Annotated in this window: 21 protein-coding genes; 14 read left to right on the plus strand and 7 right to left on the minus strand. The window is 50.7% G+C overall.

Translation table 11 applies throughout. The features are described from left to right. Nucleotides 1-11: 11 nt before the first annotated feature. The 8 genes from lepA (at nt 12) to ACWAU0_RS13305 (ending at nt 6,913) form a co-directional block, all read left to right on the plus strand. On the plus strand, nt 12-1,811 hold the full coding sequence (gene lepA, locus ACWAU0_RS13270; RefSeq protein ID WP_101054918.1) for a translation elongation factor 4: 1,800 nt from the start codon (nt 12-14) through the stop codon (nt 1,809-1,811). 12 nt (nt 1,812-1,823) lie between these two features. Then, nucleotides 1,824-2,600 carry a signal peptidase I gene (gene lepB, locus ACWAU0_RS13275; protein ID WP_033155536.1) on the plus strand — a complete coding sequence of 259 codons (777 nt, stop codon included), beginning with the start codon at nt 1,824-1,826 and terminating at the stop codon, nt 2,598-2,600. Nucleotides 2,601-2,696: 96 nt separating this feature from the next. Further along, on the plus strand, nt 2,697-3,074 hold the full coding sequence (locus ACWAU0_RS13280) for a DUF4845 domain-containing protein (RefSeq protein ID WP_033155535.1): 378 nt from the start codon (nt 2,697-2,699) through the stop codon (nt 3,072-3,074). Then, the gene (gene rnc, locus ACWAU0_RS13285) at nt 3,071-3,754 is read left to right on the plus strand and encodes a ribonuclease III (protein ID WP_033155534.1); all 684 of its coding nucleotides are present in this window, start codon (nt 3,071-3,073) and stop codon (nt 3,752-3,754) included. The genes ACWAU0_RS13280 and rnc overlap by 4 nt, the downstream gene beginning before the upstream one ends. Continuing rightward, nucleotides 3,751-4,641, plus strand: coding sequence for a GTPase Era (gene era, locus ACWAU0_RS13290; protein ID WP_101054920.1), 891 nt, complete (start codon nt 3,751-3,753; stop codon nt 4,639-4,641). Before rnc ends, era begins: the two co-directional genes overlap by 4 nt. Next, nucleotides 4,641-5,342 carry a DNA repair protein RecO gene (recO, locus tag ACWAU0_RS13295; RefSeq protein WP_101054922.1) on the plus strand — a complete coding sequence of 234 codons (702 nt, stop codon included), beginning with the start codon at nt 4,641-4,643 and terminating at the stop codon, nt 5,340-5,342. The genes era and recO overlap by 1 nt, the downstream gene beginning before the upstream one ends. A gap of 73 nt (nt 5,343-5,415) precedes the next feature. Further along, on the plus strand, nt 5,416-6,159 hold the full coding sequence (pdxJ, locus tag ACWAU0_RS13300) for a pyridoxine 5'-phosphate synthase (RefSeq protein WP_101054924.1): 744 nt from the start codon (nt 5,416-5,418) through the stop codon (nt 6,157-6,159). Nucleotides 6,160-6,163: 4 nt separating this feature from the next. After that, nucleotides 6,164-6,913: a PP2C family protein-serine/threonine phosphatase gene (locus ACWAU0_RS13305; protein ID WP_101054926.1), complete on the plus strand. Its 750-nt coding sequence runs from the start codon at nt 6,164-6,166 to the stop codon at nt 6,911-6,913. Between the two features lie 46 nt (nt 6,914-6,959). On the opposite strand, the gene ACWAU0_RS13310 is transcribed toward ACWAU0_RS13305, so the two are convergent. The 5 genes from ACWAU0_RS13310 to epmB form a co-directional block, all read right to left on the minus strand. Beyond that, complete coding sequence (locus ACWAU0_RS13310) at nt 6,960-7,913, minus strand: sigma-54 interaction domain-containing protein (protein ID WP_033155529.1); 954 nt, start codon at nt 7,911-7,913, stop codon at nt 6,960-6,962. Between the two features lie 11 nt (nt 7,914-7,924). Beyond that, nucleotides 7,925-8,650 (minus strand): sulfite exporter TauE/SafE family protein, encoded by a 726-nt coding sequence (locus ACWAU0_RS13315; RefSeq protein ID WP_020485298.1) that lies wholly within the window; start codon nt 8,648-8,650, stop codon nt 7,925-7,927. An 89-nt stretch (nt 8,651-8,739) separates the two neighbouring features. Continuing rightward, nucleotides 8,740-9,663, minus strand: coding sequence for a diguanylate cyclase domain-containing protein (locus tag ACWAU0_RS13320; protein WP_033155528.1), 924 nt, complete (start codon nt 9,661-9,663; stop codon nt 8,740-8,742). A 4-nt stretch (nt 9,664-9,667) separates the two neighbouring features. Further along, complete coding sequence (locus ACWAU0_RS13325; protein ID WP_458136947.1) at nt 9,668-13,666, minus strand: PAS domain-containing protein; 3,999 nt, start codon at nt 13,664-13,666, stop codon at nt 9,668-9,670. Between the two features lie 99 nt (nt 13,667-13,765). Then, nucleotides 13,766-14,752 (minus strand): EF-P beta-lysylation protein EpmB, encoded by a 987-nt coding sequence (gene epmB / locus ACWAU0_RS13330; RefSeq protein ID WP_458136948.1) that lies wholly within the window; start codon nt 14,750-14,752, stop codon nt 13,766-13,768. A gap of 73 nt (nt 14,753-14,825) precedes the next feature. Here epmB and efp point away from each other — a divergent pair, with 73 nt between their 5' ends. Together efp and epmA are read left to right on the plus strand one after the other, a co-directional pair. After that, nucleotides 14,826-15,395: an elongation factor P gene (gene efp / locus ACWAU0_RS13335; protein WP_033155525.1), complete on the plus strand. Its 570-nt coding sequence runs from the start codon at nt 14,826-14,828 to the stop codon at nt 15,393-15,395. Next, nucleotides 15,392-16,369 (plus strand): EF-P lysine aminoacylase EpmA, encoded by a 978-nt coding sequence (epmA, locus tag ACWAU0_RS13340; protein ID WP_458136949.1) that lies wholly within the window; start codon nt 15,392-15,394, stop codon nt 16,367-16,369. Before efp ends, epmA begins: the two co-directional genes overlap by 4 nt. A 611-nt stretch (nt 16,370-16,980) precedes the next feature. Here epmA and aspS read toward each other — a convergent pair. After that, complete coding sequence (aspS, locus tag ACWAU0_RS13345) at nt 16,981-18,771, minus strand: aspartate--tRNA ligase (RefSeq protein ID WP_458136950.1); 1,791 nt, start codon at nt 18,769-18,771, stop codon at nt 16,981-16,983. Nucleotides 18,772-18,861: 90 nt separating this feature from the next. Then, nucleotides 18,862-19,125 carry an FmdB family zinc ribbon protein gene (locus ACWAU0_RS13350; protein ID WP_026603920.1) on the minus strand — a complete coding sequence of 88 codons (264 nt, stop codon included), beginning with the start codon at nt 19,123-19,125 and terminating at the stop codon, nt 18,862-18,864. Nucleotides 19,126-19,238: 113 nt separating this feature from the next. Here ACWAU0_RS13350 and pyrC point away from each other — a divergent pair, with 113 nt between their 5' ends. From pyrC to ACWAU0_RS13370, 4 genes are all read left to right on the plus strand, one after another. Then, nucleotides 19,239-20,276: a dihydroorotase gene (gene pyrC / locus ACWAU0_RS13355; protein WP_458136951.1), complete on the plus strand. Its 1,038-nt coding sequence runs from the start codon at nt 19,239-19,241 to the stop codon at nt 20,274-20,276. A gap of 205 nt (nt 20,277-20,481) precedes the next feature. Next, nucleotides 20,482-22,059, plus strand: a complete 1,578-nt coding sequence (locus ACWAU0_RS13360) for an ArnT family glycosyltransferase (RefSeq protein WP_458136952.1) — start codon at nt 20,482-20,484, stop codon at nt 22,057-22,059. A gap of 76 nt (nt 22,060-22,135) precedes the next feature. Further along, nucleotides 22,136-22,861: a glycosyltransferase family 2 protein gene (locus ACWAU0_RS13365; protein WP_458136953.1), complete on the plus strand. Its 726-nt coding sequence runs from the start codon at nt 22,136-22,138 to the stop codon at nt 22,859-22,861. A gap of 47 nt (nt 22,862-22,908) precedes the next feature. After that, entirely contained in the window at nt 22,909-23,280 is a 372-nt protein-coding gene (locus tag ACWAU0_RS13370) for a lipid-A-disaccharide synthase N-terminal domain-containing protein (protein WP_033155518.1), read from the plus strand. The last annotated feature ends 98 nt before the right edge of the window (nt 23,281-23,378 follow it).

Genomic DNA, 23,378 nt, shown 5'->3' on the forward strand with positions numbered 1-23,378 from the left:
CTAGAAGCTAAGTGGATCAAAAAAATATCAGAAATTTCTCCATCATTGCCCATATCGATCACGGGAAATCGACATTGGCAGACCGATTCATTCAAATTTGTGGCGGCTTAAGCGACCGGGAAATGGAGGCGCAGGTACTCGATTCCATGGATCTGGAACGGGAACGCGGCATTACCATCAAGGCGCAAAGCGTCACCCTGGATTACAAGGCCAGTGACGGCGTCACCTATCAGCTGAACTTTATCGACACGCCAGGCCACGTGGATTTTTCCTATGAAGTTTCGCGTTCGCTGGCGGCTTGCGAGGGCGCCTTGCTGGTCGTCGATGCGGCTCAAGGCGTCGAAGCGCAAAGCGTCGCTAACTGCTACACCGCCATCGAACAAGGTTTGGAAGTCGTGCCGGTCTTGAACAAGATCGATTTGCCGTCAGCTGAGCCCGAGCGGGTGATGGAAGAAATCGAGAATGTGATCGGCATTCCGGCCGATGAAGCTTTGAAGATCAGCGCGAAGACCGGCATTGGTGTCGAAGCCGTGCTGGATCAACTGATTCAAAAGATTCCGCCGCCAGCGGGTGATGAAAATGCGCCGTTACAGGCTTTAATCATCGATTCCTGGTTCGACAACTATCTGGGCGTGGTGTCCTTGGTGCGCATCGTCAACGGTAGTTTGCGGAAAAAGCAAAAAATTACCGTCATGTCGACCGGAAAGTCATTTCTGGTTGATAAATTGGGCGTTTATACCCCCAAACAATTGGAAAAGCAGCAACTCAACACCGGTGAGGTGGGATTCATTGTCGCCGGCATCAAGGACATTTTCGGCGCGCCGGTCGGAGACACCATTACGGCTACCGACAATCCCGCCAGCGAAGTACTGCCGGGGTTTGAAAAAGTCCAGCCGCGGGTGTTTGCTGGTTTGTATCCGGTCAGTTCCGACGATTTCGGCGCTATGCGCGAAGCGTTGGATAAATTGCGCCTGAACGACTCGGCACTCAATTACGAGCCGGAAACCTCGCAAGCGCTGGGTTTTGGCTTTCGTTGCGGCTTCCTAGGCATGTTGCATATGGAGATCGTCCAGGAACGGCTGGAGCGCGAATACAACATCGATCTGATTACCACCGCGCCGACTGTTATTTACGAAGTGGAAACCCATGGCGGCGAGGTCGTTATGGTCGACAATCCGGCTAAGCTGCCGGACGTCGGCACCATTGTCGAGATTCGCGAACCGATTATTCAGGCCAATATTCTGGTGCCGCAGGCCTACTTGGGTAACGTGATCAATCTGTGTATCGAAAAACGCGGTATCCAAAAAAACATGCAATACGCCGGTAGCCAGGTCTCCTTGAGCTACGAACTACCGATGAGCGAAGTGGTACTGGACTTTTTTGACCGTTTGAAATCCTGCAGCCGCGGCTATGCGTCTTTCGATTACGAATTTTTGCGCTTCGAGCCTGCGCCGCTGGTTAAGCTGGACGTTTTGATCAACGGCGACAAAGTCGATGCCTTGTCTATTATTGTGCATCGGGATTTGAGTCAGAACCGTGGTCGAGATTTAGTCGATAAGATGAAAGATCTGATTCCGCGGCAGATGTACGAAGTGGCGATCCAGGCGGCCATTGGCGCAAAAGTCATCGCCCGCTCTACGGTCAAAGCCATGCGCAAAAATGTCACAGCCAAATGTTATGGTGGAGACATTACCCGCAAGAAAAAGCTGCTGGAAAAACAGAAAGCCGGTAAGAAACGCATGAAGCAGGTGGGTAGTATCGAGATTCCACAGGAAGCCTTCCTGGCGGTGTTGCAGGTCAATAAAGAGTAATAACGATCAATTATGGATTACGATTTTTCATTTTTTCTGGTGGTAGCCAGTTTTGTCACCGGCGTAGTCTGGGGTGGCTATAGCTTATATCTGAAGCGGGCCAATCTGCCTTATCCTACTGAGAACGAGCCGCTACTGGTCGAATATGCCCGTTCGTTTTTTCCGGTAGTGTTGATCGTATTGTTGCTGCGCTCGTTTCTGTTCGAACCTTTCCGGATTCCCTCGGGATCGATGATGCCGACATTGTTGGTCGGTGATTTTATTTTGGTGAATAAATTCAGTTATGGGGTGCGCTTACCGGTGCTGAACACCAAGGTTATAGAAATGGGTGAGCCCAAGCGCGGCGATATCGTGGTGTTCAGGTTTCCGAAACAGCCGGAAGTCGATTACATCAAACGAGTGATAGGTTTGCCGGGCGACCGCGTCGCTTACTTTGACAAAAAGCTTTACGTCAACGGCGTACCCGCCAAGCAAGTGTCGCTTGGGCGTTATCAAGGCGTCGGGCAGGGCAGCAATATGAGCGGTGCCGAGCGGCTGGAAGAGGATTTGTTGGGGGTTGAGCATTCCATCCTGGTAAGTCACGGGGCTTCGTCCGTAGAGGATGTGTTCGTCGTGCCGCAGGGTCAGTATTTCGTCATGGGCGATAACCGCGATAACAGTAATGACAGTCGTTATTGGGGTACGGTACCGGAAGCTAATCTGGTTGGTAGAGCCTTTTTTATCTGGATGAATTGGGACTGGCAAAATAACGGTATTGCTTTCGACCGGCTAGGCACAGTGCTGCGTTGAGCGGTTTGCTGCAAGATAATCCGAAAAAACAATGCTTATTGCGGTGGACTCTCAACAGTCGTCGGTTTATTTCTAATTTTTCTCGGGGGTAGTGTTATGCCGTCATCATTAAAAAAACAACGCGGTTTAACCTTTCTGTCCATTGCCTTTATTTTGGCGTTAATTGGTTTTTTTACCTTATTGATTCTAAAAATAGCGCCGATTTACATCAATCATAGCCGGGTGGTAAACGCCTTGAAAGCGGTGGAAAACACTACCGATATAGTGACTAAAACTAAGTCTGATATAAAGGGTAGCTTGGAAAAACGCTTTGATATGAATTATGTAGAGCACGTCACCAATGACAATATCAAAATTGTCGCGCAACCCGGCTATGTACGGGTTGACATAGACTATGAGCGTGTAGAACCCATCATGGGGAATTTGAGTGTGTTGGTTGAGTTCCACGAGGGATTCGAAGCTGGCAACAAGTGATTAAGAAACCTGAAATTCTTGCCGGCAAGTTGGGTTTAAGGTTTAACGATCCCAGCTTATTTACGATGGCTTTGACTCATCGCAGCATGGGGGCCAGAAACAACGAGCGTCTCGAATATTTGGGCGATTCCGTGCTGGGCTTCGTGATCGCCCAAAAACTATACGAACTGTTCCCCGAGGCGGGAGAGGGCGCCTTAAGTCGGCTGCGGGCCAGTTTGGTCAATCAGAATTCGCTGGCGGAAGTGGCCAGGCAGCACAATATCGGTGATTATCTGATTCTCGGTTCCGGCGAACTGAAAAGCGGCGGTTTCCGTAGAGATTCGATTTTGTCGGATGCGTTGGAAGCCATCATGGGGGCCTTGCTGAAAGACCAAGGCGTTGAGGTTTGTCAGCAGTGGATATTGCGATTATTCGATGACAAGCTGGCCGCGCTGAAAGTAGACGATTGGACCAAAGACCCGAAAACTCGTTTGCAGGAGTTGATGCAAGCCAGCCGTAAACCCTTGCCGATTTACGAATTGGTCAGCATGTCCGGCGCGGATCATGCCCAAACCTTTGAAGTGAAATGCACCATCGCATTAACACCGGAAACGCGCAACGGCGTGGGTATTTCCAGAAAAAAGGCCGAGCAGGCTGCTGCCGAAAATATGTTAAATTTTTTACAATCCAGGGATAAATGAACTGCGGATATGTTGCTTTAATCGGTAGGCCCAATGTCGGCAAATCGACGCTGATGAATCATTTACTGGGTCAGAAACTCAGTATCACCTCAAGAAAACCGCAAACTACCCGGCACCGAATTCTGGGTATCAAGACGACAGCCGCTGGTCAAGCCATCTTCATGGACACACCGGGCATGCACAGCGACGAAAAAAAGGTATTGAATCGTTATCTGAATAAGACTGCGGACAGCACCTTGCTGGGAGTCGATGTCGTGATTTGGTTGTTGGACGGCTTGTATTGGCACGACTACGACGAGAAGATTTTCAAAAAACTCGAGCAAGCCGGACTGCCGGTTATCTTGGCGATCAACAAGGTCGATAAAATCAAGGATAAGGATGCGGTGCTGAAGTTCTTCGCCGAGGCCCAGCAAAAATATCCGTTTCAGCATATCGTGCCGGTTTCGGCCTTGAAAAATACCAATCTTGAGCTGCTGGAACAGCACATTATGGCGTTGCTGCCCGAGGCCGAGCTCATTTATCCGGAAGATCAAATCACCGACAGGCCGGAGCGCTTTTTTGCCGCTGAAATTATTCGCGAAAAACTGACCCGGCGTTTGGGTGACGAATTACCTTATGCACTGACCGTGGAAATCGAACGCTACGAGGAGTTTCCGGAGCTTTGCAAAATATACGCGGCGATTTTGGTAGAGCGGGACAGCCAAAAAAGCATCGTCATCGGTAAACAAGGCGAAATGCTTAAAAAAGTCGGTAGCGAAGCGCGAGTCGATATTGAAAAATTGATCGCCCAAAAAGTCTATCTGGAATTGTGGGTTAAAGTGAAAAAGGGTTGGTCGGATAACGAGCGCGCCTTACAGAGTTTAGGTTTTAGCGATTTTGGCCATTAATGAGCGGCTTGGCCGTTTATTTACAGCCGGGTTTTGTTCTGCAGCATCGGCCATACCGGGAAACCAGTGTATTGTTAGAGGTTTTCACGCGGGATTTTGGCGTGATGTCCATGCTTGCCAAGGGTGTGCGTAAGGAAAAGTCGAAAATAGCCGGATTATTATTGCCTTTCAGTGCCTTGCGGCTGTCGTTTATCGATAAAAACGAACTAAAAATTCTGTCCCAGGTGGAATACGTCGACAGCTACCCTTTAGAGCGCTTGGCGCTTTACTGCGGATTTTATGTGAACGAGCTGGTGCAACTATTCGTGCACAAAGACGATCCCCAGCCCGAGATATTTAGCTGCTACGAGCGCTGCTTGAGTGGTTTATTGCTTGGTGAATGTATCGAGCAGACTCTGCGTTATTTTGAACTGGATTTATTGCAAGAAGCTGGCTACGCCGTTGCGATGGATTCGGAAGCTAACGGTAATCCCATCAAGATAGGTCAGCGCTACAATTTTTTAGCTGATTTCGGCATGGTCGCGGATAACGAAGGTTTGATTGGTGGTGAAACCTTGTCAATATTGGCCGCAAGGGCTCCGTTGGAAGGCCGCGCGCTGCTCGAAGCCAAGCTGCTCTTCAGAAAAATGCTGGATGGACATTTGCAAGGCAGACAGCTGAAAAGCAGGGATGTCCTGGCAAAAATTATTAAGTATTTATAGGCGAAAGACAAAGGTCAGGATGGATTGACCGTCTTTCATCCCTCTTTCTCATCCGCTTGCGGACTCATATTCAATGGAAAAACAAATCATCTTATTAGGTGTCAACATCGACCATGTTGCGACCTTGCGCCAGGCTAGAGGTACTCGTTATCCCGAGCCTGTGCAGGCTGCGCTGATCGCCGAGCAAGCCGGTGCCGACGGTATTACCGCGCATTTGCGCGAAGACAGGCGGCATATTCAGGACAGAGATATTTATTTGTTAAAGGATATGTTGCACACCCGGTTGAATCTGGAGATGGCCGTGACAGAAGCCATGTTGGCGTTTGCGGTTAAAGTAGAGCCGCAAGCTTGTTGTTTGGTACCGGAGCGCCGAGAGGAATTGACGACTGAAGGTGGTCTGGATGTGGCGGGCGCTGCGGATAAGATGCGTTCTGCCTGCCAACAATTGGCGGATGCGAATATAGAAGTCTCCTTGTTTATCGATCCGGATTGTCGGCAAATCGATGCGGCGGTTCAGGTGGGGGCGCCGGTGGTGGAGTTACATACCGGCCGCTATGCCGATGCTGCAAGTAAACTAGAGCGGGAGCAAGAATTGCAACGAATCCGCACGGCTGCGGCTTACGCGCACCAAGCAGGATTGCAAGTGAATGCCGGCCACGGCTTGAATATCGCCAATGTGGAGGCTATTTGCCGGATTGAGCAGATTGTTGAGCTAAATATTGGTCATTCCTTGATTGCGCAAGCGTTGTTTTCCGGCTTGGGTAGCGCGGTCAGGGATATGAAGCGCGTCATGCGGGAGTCGCGTTTACACGGTTGATGTAATGCAGAACGAACTCGAGTTTTATCAATTAACTTCGATAGGCAATCGCGAGGTCAATCAGGATTGCATGGCGCACCGGGTGTGCGCTGATTACGCATTATTTGTGGTCGCTGACGGATTAGGCGGACATTACTCCGGCGAAAAAGCGTCACAATTTTTTTGCCGTAGCTTGATTGCTCTGGCGGAAAAATATCATGCTCATATAGCCTCAGTGAAGGCAGAAACGGTCATGGCTGCTTGGATTGCGGAAGCTGTTAGGAATATGAGTGAACTATTTGCCGACGATCCGTTTGCAAGCGATGCCCACACCACCTGCGCAATTCTGTATCTGGACCAGGAGCGAGCGATAGTGGCGCATTGCGGAGATTCGCGAGTTTATCGGATCAATTCCGAGCAAGTCCTATGGCGTACAAAAGATCATTCGGTGCCCCAACAACTGTTTAACGAGGGAAAAATCAGCGAATGGGAGATGGGGGTTCATCCCGACCAGCATAAGCTCACGCGAAGCATCAATGTGTTGAGTACGCCTGCGGTGGATATTGCCTGTTTCCCACCGATGAAATGCGGCGAAACCTTTCTGCTCTGTAGCGACGGTTTTTGGGAGTTTGTAAAGGAACAGGAATTGTTGGCGTTATCGCAAGAGCGCAGCGGAAAGCCGGAGTTGCAGAAGATGGCAAAAATGGCGGTATTACGCGCTCAAGGTAAAAGCGATAATGTTACTGTGCAGTGGGTCAGGCGGCGAGCTGTTTAAGTGCAGGTTGGGGCTGAACCATGCAGCCCCCGGTAAACCGTATGGCTTAGTGTGTTGCCAAGCCGTGCTTTTGAATCCGGTAAAGCAAGGTGTCTCTGGAAATGCCCAATAAGCGCGCCGATTTGCTGCGATTGCCCTTGGTTCTGTTCAAAGCTTGCAGAATCATATCTGCTTCCAGTGCATCTAGTTGTAGACCCAACTCCGGCAAAGTAAAGTCCGAGCTGACTGTTATTGCGCTGCGGTTAAATTCGTGGGGCAGATTTTCCGGCTCGATTACTTTGCCCGCCAGCAGAATACTTAGTCTTTCGCAAAGATTGCGCAATTCACGTACATTGCCCGGCCATTTGTAGCTGCGCAGCGTTTTTATGGCTTGTCTACTGAAAGTAGGGGGTTCCAGGGAATGTGCGGCCGAGAAGTGTGTGAAAAAGTGTTTCGCCAGTATTTCTATATCTTCGGTGCGCTGATGCAATGCCGGCAATTCCAGCGGCACTACATTTAAGCGGAAATACAAGTCCTGACGAAATTGACCGTTTTCTATCAGCTTGGTGAGGTCGGCATTGGAGGCAGCAATCACGCGCACATTCACCATGTAGGGTTTGGTGCCGCCAACGGGTAAACATTCTCCCGACTCCAGAAAGCGCAAAAGTTTCGCCTGGATTCCCAAGGGTAAAGAATTGATTTCGTCCAGAAACAATGTGCCGCCATCGGCTGCCTGAAACAAACCTTGCTTGTCCGATACTGCGCCGGTAAAAGCGCCTTTCTTATGGCCGAATATTTCTGATTCAACCAGACCCTCAGGGAGTGCTGCGCAATTTAAGGCAATGAAAGGTTTATTTGCGCGCGGGCTATCCTTTTGAATGGCCGTTGCCAGTACTTCTTTTCCCGTGCCGGTTTCGCCTTTGATCAGCACGGTAACGTCGGTCGCCGCAACGATACGAGCGCTGCGAATCAATGCTTCGATTGCGGGAGATTGTCCAATAATAGGATCGAAGTTATCCACTGTAAAACCTCTCAAAACGTCATGATGTGTTCAACGCGCATCGGATAGAGCCATGGGAAGGCTGCCAATAGCGCAAAGATAATAAACAAGGCTGCCACCGCGTGTTTAAAGTGCCGGATTTTCGAAAGCCTCGCCAGTAATGAGGTCATTATACCGACACCCATTACGGCAGGTAAAGTGCCCAATCCAAATGCTAACATCGTGAGCGCGCTGTGGGTAATGCTCCCCGTGGTAACTGCTAGTGCCAATGCCGTATAAATCAGGCCACAGGGTAGCCAGCCCCACACCATACCAAACAATAAAGCTTGGGTGCGGTTTTGTACCGGAATCAATCGGCGGCCGAATGGTTCGATCAGTTTCCAGAAGCGCGCGCCCATTTTTTCTATATAGGCAAAGTACGGAAACCAGCCGCCAAGGTAAAGCCCTGCACCCGCCATCACCACGGCGGAGAGGAGTTGCAAAAATCTGTGCGCTTGACCTTGAGCAAAAGGTAAAGTTAAGAAGGCCTCTAGCACGCCAACCAAGGCACCGGCCATCGCGTAGCTGAGAACCCGGCCGATGTTGTAATTGAGCACGATGCCGAACAGACGGCGCTTATCGTTACGAAGTTCGGGTTTCAGGCTGTAAGTCAGGGTACCGATAATGGAGCCGCACATGCCTATGCAATGCAGGCTGCTGAATAAACCCATTACAAACGCGGCAAGATAGGAAGCATTAAAGTCGAGGTAAAGATGCATAAACAAAAAGCCGAGGTAATAAGGTATCGAGTGTATTAGCGGGGATTATAGACGCTTTCCGAAACGGGAACGACGCGCAGATCTCTAAACTACCTGCCGTTGGACAAGTTATTCGCGCAGATACGATTCCGCCCTTGATGCTTGGCCTGATATAACGCATCGTCCGCTGCTTTCAATAAACTGGCAACGTCGTCGAACGTGTGGGCCTGTAGCGTCGCAACCCCGAGGGATATGGTCACGAAATTGTTGGGATTGTTCTGTGTGTGCCGTATTTTCAGATTCTCTATGGCTTCGCGGTACTGCTCGGCACGCATCAGGGCGCCTATGCTGTCGGTGTTGGGAAGCAGGATGGCGAACTCTTCACCGCCCAATCTGGCTACCAAGTCTTCGGGTCTGTGGGTAATTGTTTGCAAGGCACGCGCCACCCGTTTCAGGCACTCGTCGCCCATAGGGTGGCCAAAGTAGTCGTTAAATTGTTTGAAATTGTCAATATCGGCAATTAACAACGAGAGCGGCATGCCGGTGCGTTTGGACTGGTTCCATTGGCGTTCCAGGGCGGCGTCAAACGCTCTGCGGTTGGGTATCTCGGTCAGTCCATCCAACGATGCCAGTTTTTCCAATAAATCGGATTTAGTTTTTAGCTGTATTTGAGTGCGTACTCTTGCTAAAACAATCGATGGCGAAAACGGTTTGGTGATGTAGTCGCTACCGCCGATTCGAAAACCGTGCACCTCATCTTCTTCCGAATGTTTGGCGGTCAGAAAAATAATCGGAATATTGCGGGTTTTATCCGATGACTTGAGCTGATGGCATATTTCATAACCATCCATGTCGTCCAGCATGATGTCCAGTAGGATCAGATCGGGAAGCTGGCTGGTGGCGATATGTAACGCCAGTTCGCTATGCACGGCTACTTTTACCGTGTAATGGGGTTCGAGAATATTCTTGATAAGATCCAGATTTTCCGGGCTATCATCCACGGCCAGAATGGTATGCGTGTTTCTACTTTCCATTTTCCTATATCCGATGTTCCAGTATGTGGTTGAGAGCTTGCGCGGCATCTACAAACTGGTAATTGGCAATTTGTTTTTTGATGGGCAATAAGATTTGCAGCAGAGCTTTATCATCGATATGGCGCATAATCCGCTCAAGTTGCTGGTCCGAGTCGGAATCGAAGGTTTGCAGTTTATCAATCAATATGGCCAGCTGTTGCCGAGTTTCCAGTGTCGAGTAGCGCAGTTCACCGTCGCTGTGGCTTTCGCTGTTGGCCAAATTACTGTTGATACTGCTGATAACCTTGCTCATCTCCAGTGTGGTGGCGGCAATATTACTATCGATATACGGGACGTCGGCAATATTGGCGCGGAAATCGATTAGCGACTCTTCCAGTCGTACTAAGTGGCTTTGCAATTGTAACGCTCCGAGGGAGCCGACTAAGCCTTTCAAAGTATGGACTAATTGATAGGCCTTGTCGTGCTGGTTATGTATGAAGGCTTGGCCGATTTCGTTCATGGTATCCGCATGGTTTTCAGCAAATTTTAGTAACACTTTTCGATAGACGGCAAGATTCCCGGCCGTATGTTGTAAGCCGGCCGAGGTGTCTATGCCATACAGATAAGGAAGCGGATTGCTTTCCAACTGTTCGCTGTTGGGATCGGTCTGGGGTATCCCGTCGGCTCGCGGTTTAATCCATTTTGCCAGCGTGGCGTAAAGCGTTTCCGGTAATATCGGTTTGCTGATGAAATCGTCCATATCGGCTTGAAAGCATTTGTTGCGATCATTACTCATCGCGTTAGCGGTCATCGCTATGACCGGCAAGGTTTGACAGCCGGGGAGTGTTCGTAGTTGTTTGGTGGTTTGATAGCCATCCATCACCGGCATTTGCACATCCATTAGCACGCAGTCGTAAGTGGTTTGTTGCAGTTTGCCCAAGGCGATTTCGCCGTTTTCGGCCACGTCGACTTGCAAATGTGCTTGTTCCAGCAACTCGATGGCCACAATTCGATTCACTTCGTTGTCTTCAACCAGCAATACTCGGGCGCCGCTGATATGTTGCAATTTCCCCGTATCGAGGGGGAGCTTTTGTTGGTATTGCGCGTTGCGTATCGAAGCAAGGCTGGTAATGCCCAGTTTGACGCTAAAGGCAAATGTCGAGCCCAGGTTTTCTTGGCTGGCGACGCTTATGGTTCCGCCCATTTGTTCAACCAATTGTTTGGAGATGATCAGGCCCAAGCCCGTGCCGCCGTAATGACGTGTGACGCTACTGTCGCCTTGGCTGAACGCCTGGAATAGTTTGGCTTGTTTTTCTGCATTCATGCCGATGCCGGTATCGCTGATACTAAACTGCAAACAAGTCTGTTGCGCAGAGCGCTTAAGTTCGGTGAGCGTGACTCTTACCTCTCCATGTTCGGTAAATTTGATCGCATTCCCGATCAGATTGATAAAAATTTGCCTTAGCCGTTGCGGGTCGCCGATCACCGGGAGAAAAGTTAGCGTCTTAGGTGGGCGAATCAAGGCTATGCCTTTGCTGGCGCAAAGTTCCGACATCGTGGAAAACACCTTGTCCAGCATTTCTTCCAATAGAAAGGGTACGGATTCCAGTTGCATTTTTCCGGCTTCCATTTTGGAAAAGTCCAGAATGTCGTCAATGATGGTCATCAACGAGCGTGACGCGGTTTCCACTCTTTCCAGGTAGTCGCGCTGTTTGGCGGAGATGCTGCTGTTCAGACATAATTCAACCAAGCCGATAATGGCATTCATCGGCGTGCGGATTTCGTGGCTCATATTGGCGAGAAATTCCGATTTTACCCGTGTTGCCTGTTCTGCCTGCTGCTTGGCTTCCAAAAGCCGTTGCTCGGTTTGCAGTCGGTCGGTGATGTCTTGCATGGTGCCTTGAACGCCAGTGGGTTTGTCATTAACGTCGCGAATAACTTGTCCGCGTTGGTGGACATGACGAATTTGGTCGTTACCGAGCACTATCCGATGTCTGAAATCGAGACTGCCGCTACTGATCGCGTTTTGCATCGATGTTTTGAAAAAACTTTGGTCGTCCGGGTGAACCAGCGTGCTTAAAAGGCTGGAAAAGGTGGGAGTAAAAACAGCTTTACTGGTTGCGGTGATCCGATACATTTCGTCCGACCAGCTAAAGTGATTGCCCGGCAAATGCCAATGCCAATCGCCGATATGGGAAATGCTTTGCGCATCCAGTAAGCGCTGTTTTTGGTCTTGCAGGGCATTGATGGCGCGGCTGCGTTCCAGTTCGGCGGTAATTTGCAACGCGAATAATTTCAGGGTGTCTGTGGCAAAGATAGTATCGGGAATGGGCCGACAGTAGGATACCGAGATAAATCCGAAACTATTTTGTTGTTTGTCGTGTAATGGAATGCCCAGATAGCCTTGAATTTGTTGGCGTCGCAGCCAGTCGGCGTCGGGGAATCGTTCCGCTGCATTATGTTCGACACAACAAATAGAGCCCGCGGCCACCTCGCGGCAAGGCGAGTTATCCAGGCTGAATTCGCGGTTACCGACAATTTTGCCTTTTGCGCAAAGCGATAGGCTACGGGCACGCCCATTGCCTGTTGTTTCGGCAATTAATGCAAAATCGGCTCCCAGGGTTTCCGCGGTCAATAGCGTCAGATTATCCAGCAGCGACGTGGCACTTTGCGGCAGGTTGCTGGAGACGATATTCCTAATCACACTGGATTGCTGACGCTGCTGAGTGATGTCACTCACCAGACCCTGATAGTCGATAATCTTGCCTTGCTCGTTGCGCACTACCATCTTGCGGTCTTGCACCCATTTTATGCCGCCGTTTTGGGCGACGATCCGATAGGGTTGATGCGCTATTTCGGAACAGTCCGGATCGTTGCGGCAGGTGGCGATCTCGCGAAGGAAAACCCCGACATCGTCGGGATGGATCAGGTTGAGATAAAACAGATTGCCGGTAATCAATTGTTCGACGCTGTAGCCGAATAGCTGGCGGGCGTTCTCAGTGGCGAATTCTATCGGTAATCCTTCGGAATTATTCCATTTCAATACCACTGCCGCGCTCTGGCTGATAATTTGATACGCGCGTTGCAGATTATGCTCCGACTGCTTCCGCACGCTGATGTCTTGGTGCGTGCCACATAGCCGACTTGGACCACCGCTGACCGGATCGTACGCGACAACGGCGCCGGAACCTTGTATCCATACCCAATGGCCGAGTTTATGGCGCATGCGAAATTCCACGACATAGGGGCGGTCGGAGGCTATATGTTTGGCAACGAACTGTTTCACTCGTTGTCTGTCGTCCGGATGCAGGCGTTTGTCCCAGTCGCTGACATAGTTATCCAATTCGTCATGACTTAGTCCCAACATGTCCAGCCAACGTTGATTCACTGAATGTTCGCCGCTTAGATAATTCCAATCCCAGTAGCCTAGCTGGGCGCCGTCTATGACCAGGGCCAATTGTTCTTCAATTTGTTTTCGCGGCGTGATGTCGATATGGAACTGAATTAATTCGCTGGTGTTCTGCGTGGACAGGCGGGTAAGCGAGATTTGCTGCCATGTTTGATTTGGAAAGGCAAAGTCGCTGGCCTGCATAGCCTTGCCGGCCATGATATGTTGGCATAAGGGGCACTCTGTTTCAGCATGGCTGGTCGGGTGAAACCAGGCGTGTATGGCTTGTCCGGCTAATTCCGCCGGGGACTTGCCCACCGACAAAGCGGCTGCCTGGTTGGCATGGCGAATAATCCCCTGATTATCGACCACGATGGCGGATTGGGCGAGATGGTCGTAAAAGTCGCCGATGGGTGCCAGTCCGGAGGATAAATGTTGCCGATTTGACAGCAGTTCGCTAAAAATCAACAAGACAGCCAGTCCGGGCAGCAAAACTATCAGTATTTTGGTCAGCTCACTCGTGCCGTTTATGTTTTGATAGAGCACAACGGTAATCTCACCTATCAACAGTAAACACACTGCGACCAGCACGAACCGGCGTATCTGATTGGCAGTATTGGCGAGTTTATCTGTCATAGTTTGCTGATGTCGGGGATCTGGCCGGGAGGGACGGGAAAAATCTTAGACCGGGTATCGGTAAATGTGAATCCGTGTCACCGGAAAACTGTCCGGTGCTCAGCAAATTGGGATTTTATAGGCTGCTCCGGCCTGTTCTTTAACCAGCTTGGGAACCAGATAACCGGGTAGATGGCTTTGCATATCTTCGAGCAATTGCCGGGCGGCGATTTCGGATACTTCAAAATGACCGGTGCCGCTGGCGTGGTCCAACAAATGCAGGTAGTAAGGCAAAATCCCCAGATCAAATAGCTTTTCGCTCAGTTCGCAGAGAGTGTGGCCGGCATCGTTAACTCCCTTTAGCAGAACGCTTTGGTTCAATAAAGTGATGCCGTGGCGGCGTAAATCGCCGCAAATAGCTCCAACGGCAGCACTCAGCTCATTCGCATGATTGGCGTGAAATACCATCACAACTTGTTGCGACAGGCTGGAAAAAGAGTTGAGCAGTGGTTGGGTGATGCGCATCGGTAACACGATGGGCACTCGGCTATGAATGCGAATACGTTTGATATGTTCAATGTCACCTAACCGTGCCAACAGCTGGCCGAGTTTTTCGTCATTTAGCAGCAAGGGGTCACCGCCACTGAGGATGACTTCGCTGATTTCCGGATGGCTAATGATGTAGCTAAGCGCTTGTTGAATTTTTTGCGTTGACAACTGCAACTCCGCATAAGGGAAATTGCGCCGAAAACAATACCGGCAGTGCACTGCGCAAGCGCCGGTGCTGATCAACAATACCCGGCCATAATATTTATGAATGATGCCTGCTTCGGCGACCGCGCCAAGGTCGCCTACCGGATCATGGCTGTAGCCCGGATAGTCGATCAGTTCGTTCTGAGTCGGCAGCACTTGTCTCAGCAAGGGGTCATTTGGATCGCCGCGGCGCATGCAATCAGCAAAGCCGCGCGGCACACGGAGCGGAAAGGCTTTGAAATCCGGCAGCAATGCCATGCTGTCTGTTGAAATATTCAAATAGTCACAAAGGGCCTCGACGCTGGTAAATGCGTCGGCCAGCGCTTGTTGCCAGCCGGCGGTTTGGGTGTTCAATGCTGCTCCAGTTTCCGATTAAAAATCTTATCCATTATAATCGTCCGACTATTATTTGTTTCACGAGGAAAAAATGGCGACTTTTAGCACCAACGAGTTCAAGGGCGGTTTGAAAATCATGCTGGACAACGACCCTTGTTCGATTATCGAAAACGAGTTTGTGAAGCCGGGTAAGGGGCAGGCGTTTAATCGGGTCAGGATCAGAAATCTGAAAACCGGCCGGGTGATCGAGCGTACCTTCAAATCCGGCGATACCGTCGAAGGTGCGGACGTCGTTGATAAAGAAATGCAGTATCTGTATAGCGATGGCGAATTCTGGCATTTCATGGTGCCGGATACATTTGAGCAGTATCAAGCCGATAAAAATGCGGTGTCCGATGCCATTAAATGGCTGAAAGAGCAAGACATCTGCACGATGACCTTGTGGAACGACTCACCGTTATCGGTTACCCCGCCCAATTTTGTAGAATTGGCCATCACCGAAACCGATCCCGGTCTGAAGGGCGATACATCTGGCGGCGGCGGCAAACCGGCAACCCTGGAATCCGGTGCCGTGGTGCGCGTACCCTTGTTTGTGCAAATCGGCGAAGTGATTAAAGTCGACACCCGTACCGGCGAGTACGTGTCCCGCGTTAAAGAGTGACGGTAAGCTGGCAGCCTAGCTGCCCAATTGAACATTTGCGCACTCGCGCGCAAATGCTGGCAGCGATACGGCGTTTTTTCGAGGCACGGGATGTGTTGGAAGTCGAGACGCCGCTATTGTGCCCAGCCACCGGTACCGATCCGCAGCTGGATTTTTTCAGCAGTCAGTTTAACTTCCCCCCCAGTCGACCCACCCTGTTTCTGCAAACCTCACCTGAGTTTGCGATGAAACGGCTGTTGGCCGCCGGCAGCGGCAGTATTTATCAGATCTGCAAGGCCTTTAGGAACGGCGAAGCCGGGCGCTACCACAATCCGGAATTCACGATTTTGGAATGGTACCGGGTTGGCTACGATTTGCGGCAATTGATGGCGGAAGTCGCCGAATTAATGTTGCAGCTATTGCAACCTTTTCAGGCGGTATTGCCAACCAAACAAATCAGCTACCAACAACTATTTTTGGACGCCACCGGCTTGGATCCCTTGGCATTTTGCAGCAGCGATTATCAGGCTTATGCGGCTGCGCATGCGCTTCCGGAGGCTGTCGACCTATGCGGCGACGATCATGCCTTGTGGCTGGATTTTATTTTTAGCCATTGTGTCCAGCGGACGATGGATAAAGATACGATTTATTTGCTACATAGCTATCCGGCGATACAGTCTTCGTTGGCGCGTCTGCATGCCGATGACTCTCGGCTCAGTGAGCGTTTTGAAGTGTTCATCAACGGTGTGGAGTTGGGCAACGGCTTTTATGAGCTGGCCGATCCTGTTGAACAGGAGGCGCGTTTTGATAAGGAAATTGCTTATCGGCTAAGCCATGACTTGCCGGTAGTTAGCAAAGATGAAGCATTTTTGCAGGCATTGAAATTCGGTTTGCCGGATTGCAGCGGGGTAGCAATTGGTTTGGATCGGCTGCTGATGATTGCTTTGGGCAGCGAGTCTATCAGTGATGTGCTGGCTTTTCCGGTCCGCGTTTGAGGCTCAATGTTGAAAGGCTTGAAAAAACTCCCCCTTCGCCGAAGGGGGATGTAGTCGGTAGGTGTCCCTAAAAACGATTAATCGATTTGTTTAGTAGGGCCAGCTGAGCGAGCTTTTTTGCTGGTCCGGATGGTCTGCAGCATCTAGCGCTGTTTGTATGTCGTCTACGAAAAAGCGTCTAAGGCCGCGGCCAAGGCGATGGGCTAGCACCGGCAGAGCTTGATCTTTGTCTAGGTAGGCCACGGGTTCGCGACCCTTGCGGTAATGGTGTAGCGCTCTTCTGACTGCGCCGCACAGATAGCACTCTGCACCCTCAGGAAGAGTGGCGTTCAAATCGCGAAGTAGATGTGGAGTTATTTTATTCATAGCATCCCCCTCCTCATTCGGAGTGTTGGGCGGTAATCCTTATGCCATGCGAAGATCCGCAACCAGGATCTGTTATTTAATAAAAATAACGTGATTAACTTATCAATTTGGCAAAAAAAGTCAACGAGTATTTGGTGGGATTTTTTGACGTATATCAATACCTTGGATGACTGCTTCCCAAGGTATCCGGTGGTAAGCTTAGCAAGAACAAAGGGCGGACAAGACAGTCCGCCCTCAGATTTACCTTAATCCTGCTTTTCGGTTTTGCCGGCAGGGGTACGCAGTCTGATACCCAATTCTTTCAATTGTTCTTCGCTGACCAATGCCGGCGCATTGAATAATGGGCAAGCGGCAGTCTGGGTTTTCGGGAACGCTATGACGTCGCGGATCGAGCTGGCGCCGGTCATTAACATCACCAGACGGTCCAAGCCAAAGGCGATACCGCCATGCGGAGGCGCGCCGTATTTCAAGGCATCCAGCAGGAAGCCGAATTTTTCGCGGGCTTCTTCGTGGCCGATACCCAGAATGTCGAATACGGTTTGTTGCATCGCAGTGCGGTTGATCCGGATCGAGCCGCCGCCGACTTCGGTGCCGTTCAACACCAGGTCATAAGCGCGAGACAGCGCGGTGCCGGGGTTGGCGACCAATTCTTCCACCGAGCAGCTCGGTGCGGTAAACGGATGGTGAATTGCGGTGTAGCGTTGGGCTTTTTCGTCCCAGGCGAACATCGGGAAGTCCACGACCCAAAGCGGTTTCCAGGGGCCGGTCAACAAATTGCGATCCAGGCCGAGCTTAACGCGCAGAGCGCCCATGGCTTCGTTGACGATGCCGGCTTTGTCGGCACCAAAGAAAATCAGGTCGCCGTTCTGCGCGCCGACTTTTTCCATTACCTTGGCCCAGACATCAGCCGGAGCGAATTTGACGATAGGCGACTGCAAGCCTTCGACGCCGGCCGCCAAGTCGTTGACTTTGATATAAGCCAAGCCTTTTGCGCCGTAAATGCCGACAAATTTGGTGAGTTCGTCGATCACGCTACGGCTCAAGTCGCCGCCTTCCGGCAATTTCATTGCCACGACGCGGCCGTTTGGATCGTTGGCGGGGCCGGAGAAGACTTTGAAATCCACGCCTTTCATTTCTTCGGCAATGTCTACCAGTTCCAGCGGGATACGCAGGTCCGGGCGGTCCGAACCGTAACGATTCATGGCTTCGGCATAACTCATGACCGGGAATTGGTCGCCCAAATCCACGTCGATAATGTCCTTGAACAAGCGGCGGATCATTTCTTCCATCACCGCCATGATCTCTTGTTCATTCATGAACGAGGTTTCGATATCCAGCTGGGTAAATTCCGGCTGGCGATCAGCTCGCAAATCCTCGTCGCGGAAGCAACGCACGACTTGATAATAACGGTCCATGCCGGCAATCATCAGCAACTGTTTGTAGAGCTGCGGCGATTGCGGTAAAGCAAAGAACGAATTTTGGTGGGTACGGCTGGGTACGATGTAATCGCGCGCGCCTTCCGGCGTAGCCTTGGTCAGATACGGTGTTTCGATTTCGAAAAATTCGTGGTCGTCCAAATATTGGCGCAGGTTGCGGGTCACATCGCGGCGTACTTTCATTTTTTGCTGCATCGCGGTGCGGCGCAAGTCGATGTAACGGAAACGCAGGCGGGTTTCTTCGTTGACTTCGATGTCGCTTTCCAGCGGGAATGGCGGAGTTTCCGCTTCGTTGAGTACCTCTATGTGCTTGCCTAATATTTCAATTTGGCCGGTGGACATATTGGGATTATGCGTGCCTTCAGGCCGGTCGCGGACGATACCTTCGATACGCAGCACATATTCACTGCGCACGTGTTCGGCAATCGCAAAGCTTTCGGCCATATCGGGATCGAACACCACTTGCACCAAGCCGGCGCGGTCTCTCAAGTCGATAAAAATAACGCCGCCGTGGTCACGGCGACGATGAACCCAGCCGCACAGGGCAACGGTTTGACCTAGATGTTGGGTGTTCAATTCTCCACACTTGTGGCTACGCATAGTTGTTCTCGGGTTAATCAAAATACGGGGGTAGGTAAAAATTAGGAAGTGCCAGTCATTTTACAAAAACTGGCAGCTACCAAGGGTTTCCTAATGGTTATGGTTCGGGCAGCCGCTGCAACTGCTGGCTTTTTCCGGGGCTTTGCTTTCGCCGGCGACGTTTTTCTTGTTGCCGCTTTTAAAATCGGTTTCGTACCAGCCGCCGCCTTTCAAACGAAATCCCGCTGCGGAAATTTTCTTTTTTAATTCCGCTTCATTACAGGCCGGGCAAACGATTAAGGGCTCTGCACCCAGTTTTTGCAGGGCTTCGTGTTCATGTCCGCAAGCATTGCATTGGTATTCGTAAATAGGCATCTGCTTCTCCAGTTGAAAGTGTTTAAATCGGCTTACTAAGGGCGGGGTTTTAAATTTTCAAGGCCCTTAATGTTAGAATAACTAGCTATTTTAAATGAAAACGCCCGGAGATTATGGATAAATTGACCATTCGCCAACCTGATGATTGGCATTTGCACGTCAGAACCGGCAGTATTTTAAAAACGGTGATCGGGCATACTGCCAGGCAGTTCGGTCGCGCCATTATCATGCCGAATTTAAAACCCCCGGTCACCACGGTCGCGCAGGCTTTGCTTTACAGGCAGGAAATTTTGGCCGCTTTGCCGCCAGACTCCACGTTTCAGCCTTTGATGACTTTGTATCTAACGGCAAGTACCTCCGTTGAGGAAATCAAAAAGGTGGCCGATGCCGAGCATGTTCATGCCTTCAAGCTATATCCGGCCGGTGCAACCACCAATTCCGATGCCGGTGTCGCCGACATTGAAGCGGCTTATCCTTTATTTGCGGCGATGGAGCAACACGGCGTACCGCTGTTAATCCACGGTGAAGTGACGGATGCGGAATACGATATTTTTGATCGCGAAAAACTGTTTATCGATAACAAGTTAAGCAAGCTCACCCGGCAATTTCCGGCACTACGCATCGTTGTAGAGCATCTGACGACCCAGGAAGCGGTGCAATTTGTCGAAGCTGTATCCGAGAATATCGCCGCGACTATTACCCCACAGCATTTGCTCTATAACCGCAATGCCATTTTGGCGGGCGGTATCCGGCCGCATTACTATTGTTTGCCCATTTTAAAGCGCGAGCATCATCGCCAAGCCTTGATAAAAGCGGCTACCAGCGGTAATCCCAAATTTTTCCTTGGTACCGATAGCGCGCCGCATTTGACCGGCTTGAAAGAAAATAGCTGCGGTTGCGCCGGTTGTTACAGCGCGCATGCGGCATTGGAATTGTATGCCGAAGCTTTCGAACAGGTTGGCGCACTGGACAAGCTGGAAGGCTTCGCCAGTTTTTATGGTGCGGATTTTTATGGTTTGCCGCGCAACTCTGCGAGCGTTACGTTGGAAAAACAAGCCTGGATCGTGCCGGAAGCCTATGCCAATACCGATGACACTATTACCCCATTACGGGCTGGAGAGAGTTTGCCATGGCGCTTAGTGGCCGCCTGATCCCTTGTGATGAGTGGGGCAATTCAACCCGCTTAACGGTTTGTTTCAACCGATCCTCTCGGCCTTTTGATGTCGGCTTGAGATGTCTCGGGCTTTGTCGGCTGTAATAGTGTTGGCATGAAATTGGCTTAAGCTTTTGTCATAACGCTGGCGTGATTCTGGTCGCTTGGATGTCCCATGCCCCGAATCGATATTTTCTCGAAAAATGACCATACCCGATAAACTGATTTACCGCTGGGGCATCCTGCCGCTTTGGCTGCTGTTGTCCGCAAGCGTTTATTTTCGCTCGACCATTCCCATCGATGAAACGCGCTATCTCAGTGTGGCTTGGGAGATGTGGCTGCGCGGCGACTTCCTGGTGCCGTATTTGAATGGCGAAACCTACAGCCATAAACCGCCTTTATTATTTTGGCTGATTCACGCCGGGTGGTGGATATTCGGCGTTAATCAGTGGTGGCCGAGTTTGGTCGGGCCGTTGGCTGCTTTGGCAAATCTGTTGCTGACGCGAAAATTGGCGGAAAAACTTTGGCCGGAGCAAACTGCGGTAGCAATGGCTGCGCCGTGGGTCTTGATTGCAACCTTGCTGTGGACCTTATTCGCCACGTCTATCATGTTTGATATTCTGCTGACTAGCTGGGTGCTGTTGGGAATGCTCGGCTTGCTGGAGGTTGTGCAAGGCGATGAGCGCAAGGGTTGGGTGCTGGTTGCGGCAGCAGTGGGGTTCGGTATTCTAAGTAAAGGGCCTGTGGTTTTTTTGCATCTAATCCCTACCGCAATTTTGGTTGCTGTTTGGGCTCCGCGTTCGATTGTGTTCAGTCGCTGGAGTGCTGGTTTGTTGATCGCGGCCTTGATTGGAGTTTCGATAGCCCTGGTTTGGGCGATTCCGGCTGCCATTGCCGGTGGTGAGCAATACGCCAACGCGATATTGTGGCATCAGACCGCTGATCGCGCAGTCAGCACCAAAATCCATACCCGTTCGCTGTTTTGGTATCTGCCTTTTTTACCGATGTTTTTGTTCCCCTGGTTGTTCTGGCCGCATTTCTGGGGCATTTTGCGCGGCAGCCGATTTTTTAATGATCGCGGTCTACGTTTCTGTCTGGTGTGGCTGGTATCAACCTTTGTGGTGTTCTCGCTGTTGCCCAGCAAGCAGATTCATTATTTGATTCCGATGTTGCCGGCGTTTGCGTTGTTGGTAGCCAGGGTGGTGGCGAATACCCAAAAGCCGAGATTGGGCGGCGAGTGGTTGCTGCCATTGCTGTTCGGCGCAATCGGGGTGTTTTTAGTTTATCTGCCCAAGGTACCGGGTTTGTCGAAATTGAACTGGGTTCAGACTGTGCAGCCGGCATGGGGTTTGAGTGTGTTGGCTATTGCCATGATGTTGGCGCTATTGGTTTGGATTAAGCGCACGTTGTCGGTTGCGGCAATCTCGACTGCGTTGGTGGCGGCAATTTTTGTCGGATTTATATTTTTCTTTCGTTATGCCGGCCCGGCATACGACCTGCAACCCGCTGCGTTAAAAGTGAAAAGCTTTAACGATCAGCATATTCCTTATGTCTATGTTGGCAATTACCAAGGGCAATTCAATTTCTTGGGGCGATTAATCCAGCCACTGCTGGTTTTATCTGCTGAACGGCTTGCCGATTGGGCGGCACAGCATGCGGACGGTTATTTGATTTCCCTGGAAAAAAACCAGCCTAGCGACGTCGTATATCTACTGCCGCATCGGGAATATTGGCTGGTATTTCGGCGCGCGGGGCAGGCTGCTGATGTCAAGCCCCTATAACTCAAACCTGTACAAAATTCTTATCCGTGTATAAGCGTTTGATACAATTCACAACTTTTTCAACTTTTACCAAGATATGAAGATTTCCGTAGTAGTCCCCGTTCACAATGAAACGGACAATGTCGAATTGCTGATCGAGGAAATCCATCGTGCGCTGGGCGATGGGGAAACCTATGAAATGATTTTTGTGGACGACGGTAGTACCGATAACACCGGCCTAAAACTGCAAGGTGCAATGCAGCAATATCCGACTCTGCGCGTGCTGACGCATCAACGCAGTTGCGGACAAAGCCGTGCAGTGCACACCGGGGTGTCGGCGGCGCGTTACCCATGGATTGCCACCTTGGACGGCGACGGCCAGAACGATCCGGCCGATATACCCCATCTGGTCGCGGCCTGGCGCGAGCAAAACGACAGCCAATTGTGGATGCTGGCCGGCTTTCGGCATAAGCGCAACGATACCGGTTGGCGCAAGTTTTCCTCTAAATTTGCCAATGCGGTGCGGCAGTCAATTTTGCATGACGCCACGCCGGATACCGGTTGCGGCTTGAAGTTATTTCTGCGCGATAAGTTTTTGGCCTTGCCTTATTTTGATCATATTCACCGTTTCTTGCCGGCGTTAATCCGGATGGCGGGCGGGAATGTCATTTCCGTAAAAGTAAATCATAGGCCGAGAAATTTTGGCACATCGAAGTACGGAACCTTGGATCGGGCGCTGGTTGGCATCGTCGACTTGCTAGGCGTGGTTTGGTTGAAAAAACGCCATAGCCTGCCGATTGTCAGCGAGATTCAGCGTGGCTAGTTGCTGGTTCAACCCGTTTGTTCCGGAGTATTTTAGGAGTCGTTAACATGGAAAATGGAATCGTTTATTTTTTTACGCATTTGGCGGATAAATGGCAGCACCACTTATCCATCATGGACTCGAATGACATCATTTGGCTCAGCATCGGTTTGGTGGGCCAGACCTTGTTCATGATGCGTTTTATCGTGCAATGGATACACAGCGAGCGGCACCAGAAGAGCATGATTCCGGTAAGTTTTTGGTATTTCAGTTTGTCGGGCGGGGTCATCGTATTGGCTTACGGTATTCACCGAGTGGATCCCGTGATTATTCTGGGTCAATTGCCCGGTACTTTTGTGTATGCCAGAAACCTAATATTAATTCGCCGCGAACATCGCGATGCGTTGGCGGAGATGACCGAGCAAGATCTGGGGACCTAATCGATTTGACTAGCCGGATAACGACATAAGCTATTTTGGCGCAAGGATTTTTCCTAACTATTGAAAACAGACTGAATTTTTACCCTAAACTATGGCCC

This window comes from Methylomonas sp. Uni0009 (assembly GCF_054188105.3).